The sequence below is a fragment of the Salmonella sp. SAL04157 genome, assembly GCF_046551635.1.
Taxonomy (GTDB): domain Bacteria; phylum Pseudomonadota; class Gammaproteobacteria; order Enterobacterales; family Enterobacteriaceae; genus Salmonella; species Salmonella enterica.
Genome location: NZ_JBGDVS010000014.1, coordinates 1 through 14,868, shown reverse-complemented (window position 1 = coordinate 14,868; position 14,868 = coordinate 1). Strand labels below are relative to the sequence as shown.

Here is a 14,868-nt window from a genome sequence, read left to right as displayed (position 1 = left end):
ATCCCCCCTCATTTATCTCTGTATAACAAGGAGTTAATTATCATGTCTGATACCTTTTCCGTCCTGTTTAAGAACGGGATGCTGGCAGCTTACGCTGGTAATTCACAAACCCCGTTATTTCTGGTTATGCCAGGCCCCTTAAGTCGTTTTTATCTTCGTGGGAACGTGGTGGTGCATGACAGCAAAACGCAGTCCCCCCAGGAGATCTACCAGGCTGAAACGCCTGAAGAAGCGGCCATGCTGCTGAAGGCTGTGCAGGATGAAAGACAGCACCGTCATAAAGTGCAGAATAAAAGGGCTCTGATAGTCCTGGGGATGATACTGGTGATTGTACTGGCGTCATTATTACTTGCCGCCGCAGCCAGAGAGATGTACCGGCCTGATGAACGCAGAATCCATCCCCCGTTCCCGCTTCTGTCTCTTTCAGAACCCGCCAGAAATGAGCCCATTTCCGTGGACATCGCAGCAGCGCCACGTTCAGATGTTACGCAGCAGAAACCCGCGCCGGTTAAGCCATCCATCCAGGTTACACCTGACGACTCCCGGGTTATCCGTGCTGCCAGTCTTAAAAAGGCCACCGACAGCGGTCGTTACACCATTAATTTATCCGGCGGCCGTGCGCGGACGATTTATGTTTTTTCCGATCCGTTCTGCCCTGGCTGCCGTCAAATCGAACCCACGCTTGAAGCACTGACGCGTGATTACAACGTGGTCATCTTCCCTGTGACGCTGGTTGGAAAGCAAAAGACCACTGAAGCCGTGACTCCGGTACTTTGCGCTGCGCCGCAAAAACGTGCGCAGCTCTGGCAGTCACTCTTTAAGGTGGACGAAGTGATGCCTCTTTCCTCCACTGCGTCTGACACACCGACACCGACCAATTGCACTGACGGCGAGCACGCTGTCGCGATCAATGACCGTGCCTTTGACTATTACCAGCTCCCGGGCACGCCACAGTTAATTGCAGATGATGGCCGTGATATCCCCTTCAGCGCCCTCACCAGTGATGATGCGCTTGCCCGCTTCATGAATACCCCCATAAAGGAGCCTGGCAATGACCACCGGTAATACCCAGCCTGTTGATAAACAAAGAGTCAGACAGATAACACAGTCCACCTGGATAGACGATTACCTGCTGGCCCCGGCCACCGTACAGGCGGGGCTTGTGGTTATTCTGGTGCTGACATTCCTGCGGACCTGGATACTGCTCCCCGGCGTTTTCGCCACGTCCATCTGGCTGCTGACCTTCTTCGGTCAGGTATTCCGGATGCCGCTGCGTATGCCAAAGGATATCGGCGGTGTTGACATGACCACCGAACGCGAAAACGCACTGGAATTTGTAGGGCCGTTGGGCCTTTTTCGTTTCACACGGCGCAGACTGGTATGGGATAAATCTGCCGGCATTATGTGCCTGGGGCATGCCAGACGGCGGTTCCTCGGCCGGGAACTGTGGCTGACGCGTGATGACTGCCTGCGGCACATGCAGCTGCTGGCCACCACCGGCTCGGGTAAAACCGAAGCGCTCCTGTCTCTGCTGCTCAACAGTCTCTGCATGGGACGGGGCATGATGTTCTCCGATGGCAAGGCAGAAACAAAACTGGCCTACGCCATCTGGTCGCTGATGCGTCGTTACGGGCAGGAGGATAATTACTATGTTCTCAACTTTCTCAACGGCGGTCGTGACCGGTTCGACGAACTCCTGGGCAATGACCGGACCCGTCCTCAGTCCAACTCAATCAACTTCTTTGGCGATGCCACCGCAACCTTCATCATCCAGCTGATGGAATCCCTGTTACCGCAGGTCGGTTCAAATGAAGCCGGCTGGCAGGATAAAGCCAAACCCATGCTGTATGGTCTGGTGTATGCGCTGTATTACAAGTGCAGGAAAGAGAATATCCGCCTCTCACAGTCGATGATACAGAAGCACCTGCCCCTGAAGGAAATGGCGGATTTGTATATTGAAGCGAAGCAAAACGGCTGGCACGACGAAGCCGTCAGTGCGCTGGAGGCGTATCTCAGTAATCTGGCAGGCTTTCGCATGGAACTGGTCAGCAAGTCGTCGGAGTGGGACCAGGGCGTGTATGACCAGCATGGTTTCCTGACGCAGCAGTTCTCCCGCATGCTGGCCATGTTCAACGACGTCTATGGCCATATCTTTTCTTCCGATGCCGGCGACATCGATCTCAGCGATGTACTGCATAACGATCGTACCCTGGTCGTGCTCATTCCTGCGCTGGAGTTATCCAAAAGCGAATCCGCGAACCTGGGGAAATTATACATTTCAGCAAAACGCATGGTCATCGCCCGTGACCTAGGCTATCAGCTGGAGGGGAAAAGCAGGGATGTACTGACCAGTGCGAAATTTTATAACCCTTTCCCCTTCCCTGATGTGCATGATGAACTGGGAAGTTACTTTGCGCCCGGCATGGATGACCTCGCCGCACAGATGCGCAGTCTGGGTGTCATGCTGGTCATTTCGGCCCAGGACATTCAGCGCTTCGTGGCACAGTTTAAGGGTGAATACCAGACCGTGAACGCCAACACGCTCGTGAAGTGGTTTATGGCCATGCAGGATGAAAAGGACACCTTTGAACTGGCCAAAGCCACGGCCGGGAAGGACTACTATGCCGAACTCGGGGAGATGAAACGGACGCCCGGTACGGTCAGCAGCAGCTATGAAGAGGCCAATACCACCTATATCCGTGAGAAAAACCGGATAACGCTGGATGAACTTAAAGACCTTAATCCGGGGGAAGGGTTCATCTCCTTCAAAAGCGCGCTGGTACCTGGCAGTGCCATCTATATCCCGGATAGTGAGAAGATATCCTCAAAACTGTCACTTCGGATCAACCGGTTCATCGATACAGGAAAGCCGACAGAGGCCGACCTGGTCGCACAGAATCCTCATCTCAGACGCCTGCTTCCTCCGTCAGAACTGGAAGTCAGCATGCTGTTGCAGAGAACGGATGAAATCATCGCCGGCAGTGAAACACACACGCTACCGCCGCTCATGGACCCGATACTGGCCAGACTGATGAAGGTCGCAATGGATCTCGATAACCGCTGTGATATCAGCTACACCCCGACACAGCGCGGCATTCTGCTCTTTGAAGCCGCGCGCGACGTCCTGAAAAAACGCGGGAAAAAATGGTTTACCGTCAAGACACAGCCGAACCAGCTCAGGGTGTCTGACGCAATGGCACATCGTCTGGCCAGAAAGTCGACGGCGTTTATGCCCCTGGAGCAGTAACCCCCGCCCACCATTCAGCATAAGGAAATAACAATGTTCAGATCCCGTTCCGCACATGTCATGAGCGCATCACTCAGGTCACTGACACTGGTTCTTCTGGCTGGCATCCCGGTATGCACGGTGACAGCCGCTTCCATCCAGGTGGGTTTCTCTCCGGAAGGCACCGCGCAGCAGGTTGTACTGAATACCATCAACCAGTCCAGGCAGTCTGTCCGGATGATGGCATATTCTTTTACCTCGCCCGAGGTGGTAAAAGCCCTGATCAATGCCAAAAAACGCGGCGTTGACGTCAGGGTCGTTATCGATGAAAAAGGGAATACCTGCGAAAAATGTAAAGCCAGTAAATCAGCGATGAACCTGCTGGTAAATGCTGATATCCCGCTGCGCACGGTCAGCAAATACAAATTCATGCACGACAAGGTCATTATTACGGATGGCGCCAACGTTGAAACCGGCTCTTATAATTTCAGCAGCGCCGCCAATAAGTCCAATTCTGAGAACGCCATCCTCATCCAGGATGTACCGGAACTGGCACAGCAATATCTTCAGCACTGGCAGTCACGCTGGCAGGCTGGCCGTGACTGGAAATCAACGTATTAACCCCGTATTCATCTGGCGTCATCCCCTCGCAGATTTTCTCCCTGACCGTACACCTTTGTGCGCTCAGTTCTCAAAACCGTATCCGGAAACAAACATGACCACAGACACTACCGATTTACTCGGCCATTTCGCATGGTGCGCACAGATTGCGCTTGGCATAGCCCGCCACGATAACATCGTCACCAACTCCGTTCAGGAACATATTTTTTTAATGAACTGGCTGACAACGGCACAAAAAAAGAAACTATTCCCACGGGAGATTGCGTGTGAAATCGATTATCTGATCCGCCTCGGAAAACAACAGGGGATCATATCGGGACTGAAACGCAAGCTCACTTTTATCTACAAGTCCTGCTGTGAAGATATCAGTAAACAAAGCGATTTATTTCGGCTGACTTTTGCGATAGAGGAGCTGAAAAATAAAGGCTGGAGAAGCTACACCGTATCGAGCGCTGACTGGAAAAAAGGGTGGGAAGGACCGTTCAAACCCGCTATCTATATCGAACTGCCGGCGTTGCAGGCAGCCTTCAGTGAAGAAGGCCTGCAAATAAAGCCACTGCCTATTCGTGTTACCGGCGACACTGAGTATATTTCCCGGACGTTGTCCGATCTCCTCAGCCCATCTCCGGTCATCAGTACCACTGACAATATCCTTCTGCTGACCCCATAGTCTGCCTGATAATGCGCTCCCCGGAGCGCATTACCTCCAGCGAATGTTACCGACGGTACTGTTGATTTTTCCCGGACATCCACAGTAGATTGATAACTAATTCACTGGATAAAATACATCCATATAATGGATACCATTCACCTCGTACTCTTTCTCAAAGACCAGTCTGTTTTCCCAGCGTGACGTTTTGGCTGCTTCAGAAAGTATCTGATAGGCTTCAGGGATTTTACTGAACGAATCACTGTGTGGGTCAGTGATTGTGAGTGTTACATAGGTGTCAGTCTCGATGTAAGCAAGTTCTGCGCCATCGCACGCCGGGATAAAATCCTCGGGAATGATATATGCGCTCACGTATCCACGCAGCCCAAAGCGTTCCTTCTGCTCTTTTGAAACAAACGGGAAATCCCATCCGATCTTTTGGGCTTTATAAGCCGGATAATCAAGTAGTCCGCTTCTTTGTGCCCACTGCGTCATGTACGGAATGACCAGCAATTCAGGAGAAGGACTTATAGCAACATACCGGGCAACCCGGAATCTCTCCAGAGTGACTGTACTGATCGTACTGTAATAATTTTTATTCATCATGGCTCCTTACGGGAATCTTCCATAGGGGTTTCTCATGCCCGCAATTCTTCGCTGATATAAGGATAAGTTTACTTTATATATGGTGTTCTTTTCAGTTTAGTCCTTTCACTTATCAACTCATTCATTCTTTTCTGGTACTCCGTTTCCTGCATATTCCCTTTTTGCGTTCTGAGCAGGTTGATTTCAAGTTCAACACTCATAATCTTCTGGTTTATTTTTTGCCGTTCTGAGACAGCGTCCACAATTTTTCTACTTACATCTTTCTGTCTTTCCGAAGAGGGATTAAAAGAACCATCACTGAGAGTCGACTTTGAGTCTTTCATATTTCCACTCAAAACATTACAATCATCAGAAAAACAAGAAGATGCAAAGGCATCAGGTATAATCAAGCATGTTGAATAGAAAAGAATCAGGCCTGGTCTGAATATATCCGCATACATGTTTAATCCTTAAGACATATTAATCTGTTTTGTCATCACCGAGAGTTTAAACCTGTATGAATAGTGCCTTCAAAAACACCACATATTTATACCAAAAATGCTGATTTAAACACTCAAACTGGTCAGGCAACGGGTATTCCCTGACAGTATTCGAAACCTTAACGTTGATATATGATGTCGTAAGAGATATGGCCGGTCCGGATGACAGCTTCATGTTTGCAGGAAACAGGCGTGAATACTCAGGTTGAGACCTGAATACAAGGAGAAGATGATGGGAAATCTGATGTCGATGATGAATATAGGTAAAGAGATTGAGAGAAAACTCAATAGCGTTGGCATATTCACGCCTGAAGACCTGATCAATGCAGGAAGCAAGAAGGCATTTCTCAGACTAAAACACGCACATCCCAATGTGTGTCTTGTCCATCTCTATGTTCTTCACGGTGCGATTAGCAATACAGACTATCGGGAACTGGCATCCGAATCCAAACGGATGTTAAAAACTTACAGCGATGGTATTAAATAACAGCTAACCACCGTGAATGTCCTGATTATAATGAGCAAGGCTACCGGAAGCCTGGCTCATTATAAATCACACTTCACATTTTATTTTTTCATCATTTTTCAAAGTCTGGATACATGGCAATCCTGTTTATTTTCAGGTAATAACTCTTTTAGTTTAACGAGATCGTCTTTATTCCCTTTAAAACAGGTTGCCATATAACCGCAATAGGATATAACAACACCATGAGTTTTACAGAATGCTTTAATGGCATTATTGGTTTCTATCAAATGGACACTCAGAATGTGTGTTGGCTCCGATGGAATATATTTAACACGACTTTCCGACAGACACTCAACCAACGTATCTAACCGGGACTTACCCTGCATTTCACTACTGCCTAAAACCGTTGTTTTCTTTTTCATGAATAGCTCCTTTCGAAAAACGATACAATATAATTCACTTAAATCAAACAACTAATAAGCAATGAATGCCTATCAATTTAATAGACAGACTCTTTATTTTATACATAAGTTAAATTTTTAATGTTGAGCAAAACTTAATAATTAAAGCAATCTAATGAAAATAACTTAGTGTCCGGAATACATGAAATAATGAAAACATTATGGAACTCATCTGTTCAGAACATAAACTATTGTAACCATTAAAATACAGAAAGAAATAATAATGACAAACATTACCATTCGCAAAGATCTATATGATTATCATTTCCAGCAAATGCATTCTATTATAAGAAGAAAATTAAACCGCATTGAAATACTTTATTACTGGATAAGCAACAAGAAAAATATACATCATATTTTTCTGCGTAACGGAAGCAAAACACAGCGAATCAATATAACACTGGGTAAAAATTTCAGGATGCCTGGATTGACGAATTTGTGGAATAACAGTAACTGGTCTGTCACTCTGCCAGAAGAGTACGATGCCAGCTATTTAATTTATGAATTAGTTTTCAGGCAAAATGGTGGGAAAAAATACAAACCAGTGAGCACACTTATAGGTATCTCCCCGGAGGCTGATAGACGCCAACAGATTGAATTCAGGAAGAAAGTCAAAAGGTTAGCATTATGCCTCACCTACGAAGTGCAAACGGGCATTCTGACATATGACACAGCGGCTTCACATTTTTCTGCCACTACCGGACTGCGTATTGAACATGCACGACGATATTTCTGCAGATTTCTGCCTTATTCCTGACCTCTGTTAAAGGTCTTTGTTTCGTTTCTTTCTCCCTGTCTCCTGGCTTTGCCCTCTCCCATGCCAGCCCCCGCCAGACAACAGATGAACAAAATTCCCTGCTTCCGGTTTGTGGTACCATAGATAAATCACCATTCAGGTCAGGGCCGATGAAGAAGAAAAACAGCACACCCACACCGCATGACGCGGCATTCCGGCAGTTTCTGGCACAGCCAGAGATAGCACGCGACTTTATGGAACTCCACCTTCCGGCCGAACTGCGCGCCATCTGCAACCTCAGTACACTCAAGCTCGAATCAGGCTCTTTTGTCGAAGATGACCTTCGCCAGTATTTCAGCGACGTGCTTTACAGCCTGGAAACGACTGAAGGGACCGGATATGTGCATGTTCTGATTGAGCACCAGAGCTCGCCGGATGTTCACATGGCCTTCCGCATGACCCGCTATGCAGTCGCCGCGATGCAACGGCATCTCGATGCTGGCCATAAAAAACTGCCGCTGGTGATACCGGTGCTGTTTTACGTGGGGAAACGCAGCCCATACCCCTACTCCACCCGATGGCTGGATGAGTTTGATAATCCGGAACTGGCGGGTAAAGTCTATGGCGGGGCTTATCCGCTGGTAGATGTGACCGTCATCCCGGATGATGAAATAATGAATCATCGCCGCATGGCGGCACTGACGTTGCTGCAAAAGCACATCCATCAGCGTGATATCGCCACGCTGACCGATCGTCTGGTCACGCTGTTGATGGCGGATTACCTCTCTTCACCCCAGGTGATTGCGCTGATACACTATCTACTACAGGCAGGCGAGTCAGCTGACTCCGAAGCCTTCGTTCGCGAACTGGCACAGCGTGTGCCGCAACACGGAGACGCACTCATGACCATCGCACAACAGCTTGAACAGAAAGGCATCGAGAAAGGTATTGAGAAAGGACGCCTTGAAGGTATCCAGATCGGCGAAGAGAAAGGCCGTAATGAAGGCAAACTCGAAGGTAAACTCGAAGTGGCCCGTACCATGCTGCAAAACGGTCTCGACCGCAGCACCGTCATGAAGATGACCGGTCTGGCTGCTGACGAACTGGATCTAATCCGCCATTAATCGGCCTGTTCCCCTGAATATAACCCCGTTGGTTCTGTGCTGACGGGGTTTTCTTTAGCGTGTGCCACACGTACTCATGTGAATTAGCTCAAACCTGAACTGACAGTTTTCACCAGTGTCGGGCACTTCCCCTCACTGGTTGTCAAATAGACGCAATGCGACATTTTAATATCAAAAATCAGGTAGTGGACATGCGGCTAAGTAAGTAAATTATCTAAGGACATTACTGTTCCTGTAAAAGAATATCTGGCCTGAATATAAACTACTCGATATTCTGAAATACTTTGTATTTTTTGTGAACAGGAAAAAGTATGCTTAGTACATTACCCGATTTACATAGAAATTTTGCAGAGCAACTCAAGCTTAAATTTCAGTCTGATTCGCGGATTCACTCCCTTCTCGCTGGCGGCTCAATGATTCATGGAGGATTTGATAAATACTCCGATCTGGATTTTGTCGTTGTTGTTGATTCTCTCCACTATGACGAAATTATGGCGCAGCGTAGGGAACTTGCCGGGACATTAGGCCATCTGCTGCATGCTTTCACCGGGGAACATGTGGGAGAGCCTCGCCTGCTTATATGCCTGTATGGCCCTGAACTCCTTCACGTCGATCTGAAATTTGTCACCCTGGAAATGCTCACTCAGCGCGTTGAGGAGCCAGCAGTGTTATTTACCTGTGATAACACTGCTCTGGAGCGACAACTGGCAAAATTTAGTGCTCACTGGCCCAATATGACGCCGGAGTGGTTTGATTCCCGAGCCTGGATCTGGCTTCATTATGCAGTGGTTAAGCTGGGAAGAGGCGAACTCTTCGAAGCGATGGGTATGCTGGCATTCTTCCGCGAGCAGGTGCTGGGACCTATGCTGTACCGTCGTGCCAGTCTACCGCAACGTGGAGTTCGCCGCATTGAATTCCACGGCATTGATCCTGATGGCCTGCTGACTTCCACGCTGGCAACGCACGATCGTGACTCCGTCAGCATGGCCATCAGAATGGCTGTTGATGCTTATATCAATCTTCGTGCTGATGCTCTGCCCGAAAATATTGCAGACGATGTGGCACGTCGGGCGGTCATTGCCATGCTGAAAGAGTATTCTGACAGGGGTTAAATCCAGACTCCGGCCGCTTTACCGCAGGCTATCTGCCATAGAAGACGCGCTGGTAAGGACGTTTTTCATTGGACTTGCGGCACGATTCGCCAGCGCAACTTCATAACCGGATAGTTAAACCGCCGTATTTCCGTACTCAAAAACAGGATAACGAGAGACAAATTATGGATACATGCACAACTCCTTTACATTAGCTTGTCACTTATGCTGGATGTGTATACGGGCTATTGAATCAATCATGATATCCATTCAGATGAAATAGTTTTATTGCGTTGATTATTTAATTTTACTTTTTAAAGCTGAACGTTTATTTGTCAGCTCACGCATTTTACTCTCATAATCCTGTGCAGTCATACTTCCTTTCTTCGTCCGCAATAATCCTATTTCAAGGTCAATTTTCATAATTTGTTGATTTAACGTCTGTTTCTCAGCAACAGAATCTATGATTTTTTCACTTACTGATTTCCGTGAATTTGAATCAGTATCATTACAATCTCTGTTTCTGGAGAGCCCGGAACGCATTTGTGTGTCTTTCGTCGCATAACTGTCACTGAAACAAGGAGAAGCAGCGACATCAGAAGCCAGAATGGGAAATATTAAAGCGGAGATGACTCTGAACCAGAGAATACTTCCAGACATAACTTATCCTTAAGATTTTCTTATGCATGCAGGAGTTATTACAATTTCAGACGGTAACGATAACACACCCGGCAATGTTAATACTACAATATCTGAAAATAGCTCTCTGCATATATTAGCCCGCACTCTGAGAAATCAGGTGACTAAACTTTACATTTCCATTTTCGGGGCTCAGATCAAATATAAATCAGAAAACCCACCTTAATATTGTCATCCCAGTAACAATTGGATTAATAGATAACATAACAGTTATTTTAACATTACCGGGCCTTGGCCTTCAGGTATTTATGACAGACAACGTCATTATGGAACGTAATCAAATACAGAAGATCAGAACCGGGGAGGATGTGCTGTCTGCGGTCACAGACCGTGTGGAGTGGATATTTGATACCTTCTCTCAGGTTTGCCTGTCTTTTTCAGGTGGAAAAGACTCAACCGTTTTGTTTCATATCGCCGCCACAATAGCCCGCAGGAGGCACCGGCGTTTCTCTGTCCTGTTCATTGACTGGGAAGCCCAGTATCAGTGCACGATTGAACATGTGCAGAAAATGAAGGATCTCTACAGTGATGTGACGGAGATGTTTTTCTGGGTGGCACTTCCGCTGACGACTGTAAATGGTGTTTCACAGTTTCAGCCGGAATGGATCTGCTGGGAACCCGATGTGGAGTGGGTCCGTCAGCCACCGGAAGATGCCATTACTGATATGGCGTATTTTCCCTTTTACCGTTACGCCATGACATTTGAAGAGTTTGTCCCGGCGTTTTCGACATGGTTTACGGGCAATCAGTGTGGAGTGGCCATACTGACCGGCGTTCGTGCTGATGAATCCCTGAACCGGTTTATAGGCCTGACCAGCCAGCGAAAGCTTCGTTATGCCGATGACAAACCCTGGACCACCGCTTCTCCCGAGGGGTTTTATTACACGATGTGCCCTCTCTATGACTGGAAAGCCCGGGACATCTGGATTTACCACGCCCGTACGGGAGCCATTTACAACCCACTGTATGACCTGATGTACAGAGCCGGCGTCCCCTTGCGGAATATGCGGGTCTGTGAGCCTTTTGGCCCCGAACAGCGCCGCGGTCTGTGGCTTTATCATGTACTGGAGCCTGAAACCTGGGCGCGAATGTGTGCCCGTGTGTCCGGCGCGGCCAGCGGGGCCATTTATGCTAATGAAAGTGGGGATTATTTTGCCCTGCGCAAACGCATCTCCAGACCAGCACATCATACCTGGCGAAGCTATGCCATGTTTCTTCTCGATGTTATGCCACAGAAAACAGCCGAGCATTACCGGAACAAGATAGCGGTATACCTGCGCTGGTATCAGACGCACGGTTATCCGGAGGATATTCCGGATGAACAGGAGAATGACCTCGGCAGCAGGGACATTCCCTCCTGGCGGCGGATATGCAAAACACTCATCAAAAATGACTTCTGGTGCCGGACCTTATCTTTCAGCCCGAATAAGCCCCGGCATTACGAACGTTACCAGGAGCGTATGAAACAGAGGAGGAAGGAATGGGGGATATTGTAACCAGGGAGCAGGTGGCCAGTCTCATTACCCGGTATTTCAGTCAGCAGATTTCAGATGACGAAAAAGTGGCGGCCCTCAATCATTTACGCCAGACACTTCATGAACTCAGTCCCTTTTCCCGGGAGCCTGTGGACCTGGTGTTGTGGGTGAAAGCCGGCGAAGTGGTGGCCAACGATTACAACCCCAATGTTATGGCTGCCGGAGAAAAAAAATTACTGCAGCACTCACTGCAGGAGGACGGTTTTACCCAGCCCGTCGTGGTATCTGAAGAAAAAGGTCAGTACCTGGTCGTGGATGGTTTTCACCGGCAGTTGCTGGGCAGACGCGAGTCAGGAGCAGGAAAACGCCTGAAAGGCTGGCTGCCCGTCACCTGCATCAATCCCGAACGAAAGGGGCAGGCGGAACGAATTGCCTCCACGATCAGGCATAACCGCGCCCGGGGGAAGCATCAGATAGCGTCGATGTCAGATATCGTCAGAGACCTTGCCCGTCTCGGATGGGCAGATGAACGTATTGGCAAGGAGCTGGGAATGGACAGGGATGAAGTTCTTCGTCTGAAACAGATAAGTGGACTGACTGAATTATTTGAAGAAGAAGATTTCAGCCCGGCCTGGACGGTTCGCTGAAGTGGACAGCAGCTTATCGCAAATAAAACTATTCCGGGCGGTGACATATCGTCCGTTAATTCTGTAATTAAGGATGATGTATCATGCATAAAATCAGTACATTAACAGCAATCTTGTTGATTTCAGTTTCTTCTGGCGTGGTGCAGGCTGAAAGTAAATTTACGCTCGGCGCTGGCGTGGGTGTCGTTGAACACCCTTACAGAGATTACGATACCGATATTTATCCTGTTCCGGTTATCGACTATGAGAGTGCACATTTCTGGTTCAGTGGATTAGAAGGCGGTTATTACCTGTGGAACGACGAAACGGATAAACTGTCGATCACGGCGTACTGGTCTCCGGTTTATTTTAAGCCTGGTGACAGTAATGACCGCCATCTGCGCCGTCTCGACAAGCGAAACAGTACCATGATGGCCGGGATGACTTACGTACATAATACCCAATCAGGTTTTCTGCGTACCACCCTGGCGGGTGATACGCTGGATAAAAGCAATGGTATCGTCTGGGATCTTGCGTGGCTTTATAGCTACTCCACAGGGAGACTGACCTTAACTCCGGGAATCGGGGTTGAGTGGAACAGCAAGAACCAGAATAAATATTATTATGGTATTTCCCGTAAGGAGTCCACTCGCAGCGGGCTACGTAACTACAACCCTAATGACAGCTGGAACCCGTATCTGGAAATGAGTGCAAACTATAACTTTCTGGGAAACTGGAATGTATATGGTCTGGCACGCTATACGCGTCTGTCTGACGAAATTACCGACAGCCCGATGGTAGATAAATCATGGAGTGGCCTGCTTTCTGCCGGGATAACCTATACGTTCTGAACGCATATTTCCACATGGATATTCCCCGCCCTGAAAGGTCGGGGATTAGCCACCATATCAGTTCATGAACATACATTTTTAATGAACTGTCTGACAAGAAAGTATTCCCCCGGGAAATGATGCTAATTCAACGTGGCAGATGAATGAAATCCAATGCGACACATGGGGTGTCGCCCACAACCCATGCGTCATGATTTTCAGCCACTTCAAATGCTTCACCTGCGTGGACCAGATTTTCATTTCCATCGCTGTCACGCACCATCATTTCACCGGAAATTATAAAACCAGTATGACGTTCTGACAGTTTTCCCGTCATTGCCCCGGCATGAAGAGACCAGCGCCAGCCGGGTTGATATGTGCCTATGCCAATGGCAGAAGAATTTAATCTCACTGAGTTTCTTAAACTACCATCAAGAAAAGTTGTTTCTGAATCAGGATATTGCGTACTCTTTCTTATAAAAAATCGAGTATTGTTGTTCATATTCACTCCGGAAAGACTATCAAGTGTCCTTAGCCCTTCCCCGCTCTGCGGGGCTGAACAGGATGACTTTACTGACACAACTTGCCGCAGCTCAAAAAATAATTATGTGCAGATGTTCTCACTTTTTCCTTGGAGATCCGGCTGATACTGTCCAGCCCAGGAGCAGCAGTGATAAATTAGGGAAATCACTGACATACAGGCTGAGATATAAAACTCAATCTGCATAATTAGAGGATTTGAAAAATGTTTATCATCTTTGCCGGATTACCTGGAAGTGGTAAAAGCACCATAGCTAATGCTCTCGCGAGGGAACTTGGCGCTGTATACTTACGTATCGATACCATCGAACAGGCAATCCGTTGCGCAGAAAATCATGATAAAGAGACGGGCCCTGCAGGGTATTTTGTGGCATACGAACTTGCCCGGGATAATCTGAAGCTGGGTCTGAATGTCATAGCAGATTCAGTTAACCCACTACTACTTACACGAGAAGCCTATCGGGAGGTTGCTTTATCTACTGGCTCAAAATTCCTGGAGGTTGAGGTGATTTGTTCAGATGTGAATACTCATCGTTCACGTGTAGAAAGCAGGATTTCAGATATCGAAGGATTAAAACTACCGGACTGGAATGCTGTCATCACACGTGATTACGAACAATGGGACCAGGAGCATTTGATAATTGACAGTTCAAAATTGTCGGTAAAGCAGTGCGTTGAAACTATTGTTGATGCCTTATGATGTATCCACAAAATCAATGCCTTATAACATGAAAACTATTGAGATGGACGCCCGGACTCTGGCCTACATACGTGTAACCGGTCCCTATGGCGAGGGATATGATTCGGTCTACGGTCAGTTGCATCAATGGGCCCTTACCCGCGGCCTTGAAGGCGGAGAGTGGATCTTCATCTATCACGATAATCCCGAGGTGACCCCGCCAGCCCAGTGTCGCACTGACATCGGGGTTACGGTGCCAGCGGGAACGGTGGGGACGGGGGCGATCGAGATCCAGCTTATTCCCGCCGGTCGTTACGCTCAGTCCCGATATCTTATTACCGACCGCAGTGAGTATGGCCCGCGTTGGCAGGAGCATATCGCCGACATCGTTGCTGCCGGCCTGGAGTTTGGCAATGGCCCCTGCTTCGAGCTCTATCACAGCATGAGCGATAAGCCGATGCAGGCTGATGTCAGCCTCTGCTCCAGCCTTAAGAGATAGGGTACTGAAGGGAAAACTACACTGTGTTGCGCATCATGCAAACACTTATGAATGAGATTGG

18 protein-coding genes are annotated in these 14,868 nt (G+C 48.0%); 13 read left to right on the top strand and 5 right to left on the bottom strand.

Translation table 11 applies throughout. The features are described 5' to 3' along the window. Nucleotides 1–42 precede the first annotated feature (42 nt). From ACLJRE_RS21030 to ACLJRE_RS21015, 4 genes are all read left to right on the top strand, one after another. Nucleotides 43–1,065, top strand: a complete 1,023-nt coding sequence (locus tag ACLJRE_RS21030; RefSeq protein ID WP_410957508.1) for a hypothetical protein — start codon at nucleotides 43–45, stop codon at nucleotides 1,063–1,065. Beyond that, the gene (trbC, locus tag ACLJRE_RS21025; protein WP_410957507.1) at nucleotides 1,052–3,247 is read left to right on the top strand and encodes an F-type conjugative transfer protein TrbC; all 2,196 of its coding nucleotides are present in this window, start codon (nucleotides 1,052–1,054) and stop codon (nucleotides 3,245–3,247) included. The genes ACLJRE_RS21030 and trbC overlap by 14 nt, the downstream gene beginning before the upstream one ends. Nucleotides 3,248–3,307: 60 nt before the next feature. Further along, a complete protein-coding gene (locus ACLJRE_RS21020; RefSeq protein WP_410957602.1) occupies nucleotides 3,308–3,847 on the top strand; it encodes a phospholipase D family protein in 540 nt (179 codons plus the stop codon). 94 nt (nucleotides 3,848–3,941) lie between these two features. Then, nucleotides 3,942–4,517: a DUF2913 family protein gene (locus ACLJRE_RS21015; protein WP_023208040.1), complete on the top strand. Its 576-nt coding sequence runs from the start codon at nucleotides 3,942–3,944 to the stop codon at nucleotides 4,515–4,517. Between the two features lie 96 nt (nucleotides 4,518–4,613). On the opposite strand, the gene ACLJRE_RS21010 is transcribed toward ACLJRE_RS21015, so the two are convergent. Continuing rightward, on the bottom strand, nucleotides 4,614–5,102 hold the full coding sequence (locus tag ACLJRE_RS21010) for a hypothetical protein (RefSeq protein WP_410957505.1): 489 nt from the start codon (nucleotides 5,100–5,102) through the stop codon (nucleotides 4,614–4,616). A 68-nt stretch (nucleotides 5,103–5,170) separates the two neighbouring features. Further along, complete coding sequence (locus tag ACLJRE_RS21005; protein ID WP_410957504.1) at nucleotides 5,171–5,542, bottom strand: hypothetical protein; 372 nt, start codon at nucleotides 5,540–5,542, stop codon at nucleotides 5,171–5,173. Nucleotides 5,543–5,810: 268 nt separating this feature from the next. Between ACLJRE_RS21005 and ACLJRE_RS21000 the strand changes: the two genes are divergently transcribed. Then, nucleotides 5,811–6,068, top strand: coding sequence for a TfoX/Sxy family DNA transformation protein (locus ACLJRE_RS21000; RefSeq protein WP_410957503.1), 258 nt, complete (start codon nucleotides 5,811–5,813; stop codon nucleotides 6,066–6,068). A gap of 98 nt (nucleotides 6,069–6,166) precedes the next feature. On the opposite strand, the gene ACLJRE_RS20995 is transcribed toward ACLJRE_RS21000, so the two are convergent. Continuing rightward, nucleotides 6,167–6,469, bottom strand: a complete 303-nt coding sequence (locus ACLJRE_RS20995) for a hypothetical protein (RefSeq protein ID WP_410957501.1) — start codon at nucleotides 6,467–6,469, stop codon at nucleotides 6,167–6,169. A gap of 262 nt (nucleotides 6,470–6,731) precedes the next feature. Here ACLJRE_RS20995 and ACLJRE_RS20990 point away from each other — a divergent pair, with 262 nt between their 5' ends. The 3 genes from ACLJRE_RS20990 (at nucleotide 6,732) to ACLJRE_RS20980 (ending at nucleotide 9,480) form a co-directional block, all read left to right on the top strand. Continuing rightward, on the top strand, nucleotides 6,732–7,265 hold the full coding sequence (locus tag ACLJRE_RS20990; protein WP_410957500.1) for a hypothetical protein: 534 nt from the start codon (nucleotides 6,732–6,734) through the stop codon (nucleotides 7,263–7,265). A gap of 149 nt (nucleotides 7,266–7,414) precedes the next feature. After that, nucleotides 7,415–8,368 (top strand): Rpn family recombination-promoting nuclease/putative transposase, encoded by a 954-nt coding sequence (locus ACLJRE_RS20985; protein WP_410957499.1) that lies wholly within the window; start codon nucleotides 7,415–7,417, stop codon nucleotides 8,366–8,368. Between the two features lie 311 nt (nucleotides 8,369–8,679). Further along, nucleotides 8,680–9,480, top strand: a complete 801-nt coding sequence (locus tag ACLJRE_RS20980; RefSeq protein WP_410957498.1) for a nucleotidyltransferase domain-containing protein — start codon at nucleotides 8,680–8,682, stop codon at nucleotides 9,478–9,480. A gap of 276 nt (nucleotides 9,481–9,756) precedes the next feature. Here ACLJRE_RS20980 and ACLJRE_RS20975 read toward each other — a convergent pair whose 3' ends face one another. Beyond that, nucleotides 9,757–10,119, bottom strand: coding sequence for a hypothetical protein (locus tag ACLJRE_RS20975; protein ID WP_410957497.1), 363 nt, complete (start codon nucleotides 10,117–10,119; stop codon nucleotides 9,757–9,759). Between the two features lie 287 nt (nucleotides 10,120–10,406). Here ACLJRE_RS20975 and ACLJRE_RS20970 point away from each other — a divergent pair, with 287 nt between their 5' ends. The 3 genes from ACLJRE_RS20970 (at nucleotide 10,407) to ACLJRE_RS20960 (ending at nucleotide 13,110) form a co-directional block, all read left to right on the top strand. Continuing rightward, a complete protein-coding gene (locus ACLJRE_RS20970; protein ID WP_023208046.1) occupies nucleotides 10,407–11,654 on the top strand; it encodes a phosphoadenosine phosphosulfate reductase in 1,248 nt (415 codons plus the stop codon). Further along, the gene (locus ACLJRE_RS20965; RefSeq protein ID WP_410957495.1) at nucleotides 11,639–12,280 is read left to right on the top strand and encodes an IbrB-like domain-containing protein; all 642 of its coding nucleotides are present in this window, start codon (nucleotides 11,639–11,641) and stop codon (nucleotides 12,278–12,280) included. The genes ACLJRE_RS20970 and ACLJRE_RS20965 overlap by 16 nt, the downstream gene beginning before the upstream one ends. Nucleotides 12,281–12,363: 83 nt before the next feature. Continuing rightward, nucleotides 12,364–13,110 (top strand): MipA/OmpV family protein, encoded by a 747-nt coding sequence (locus ACLJRE_RS20960; RefSeq protein ID WP_023208048.1) that lies wholly within the window; start codon nucleotides 12,364–12,366, stop codon nucleotides 13,108–13,110. 127 nt (nucleotides 13,111–13,237) lie between these two features. On the opposite strand, the gene ACLJRE_RS20955 is transcribed toward ACLJRE_RS20960, so the two are convergent. Further along, nucleotides 13,238–13,591, bottom strand: a complete 354-nt coding sequence (locus ACLJRE_RS20955; protein WP_033904338.1) for a hypothetical protein — start codon at nucleotides 13,589–13,591, stop codon at nucleotides 13,238–13,240. Nucleotides 13,592–13,834: 243 nt separating this feature from the next. On the opposite strand from ACLJRE_RS20955, the gene ACLJRE_RS20950 reads away from it, so the two are divergent. Both ACLJRE_RS20950 and ACLJRE_RS20945 read left to right on the top strand, forming a co-directional pair. Then, nucleotides 13,835–14,329: an AAA family ATPase gene (locus ACLJRE_RS20950; RefSeq protein ID WP_410957493.1), complete on the top strand. Its 495-nt coding sequence runs from the start codon at nucleotides 13,835–13,837 to the stop codon at nucleotides 14,327–14,329. Continuing rightward, on the top strand, nucleotides 14,319–14,807 hold the full coding sequence (locus tag ACLJRE_RS20945; RefSeq protein ID WP_410957601.1) for a GyrI-like domain-containing protein: 489 nt from the start codon (nucleotides 14,319–14,321) through the stop codon (nucleotides 14,805–14,807). The genes ACLJRE_RS20950 and ACLJRE_RS20945 overlap by 11 nt, the downstream gene beginning before the upstream one ends. The last annotated feature ends 61 nt before the right edge of the window (nucleotides 14,808–14,868 follow it).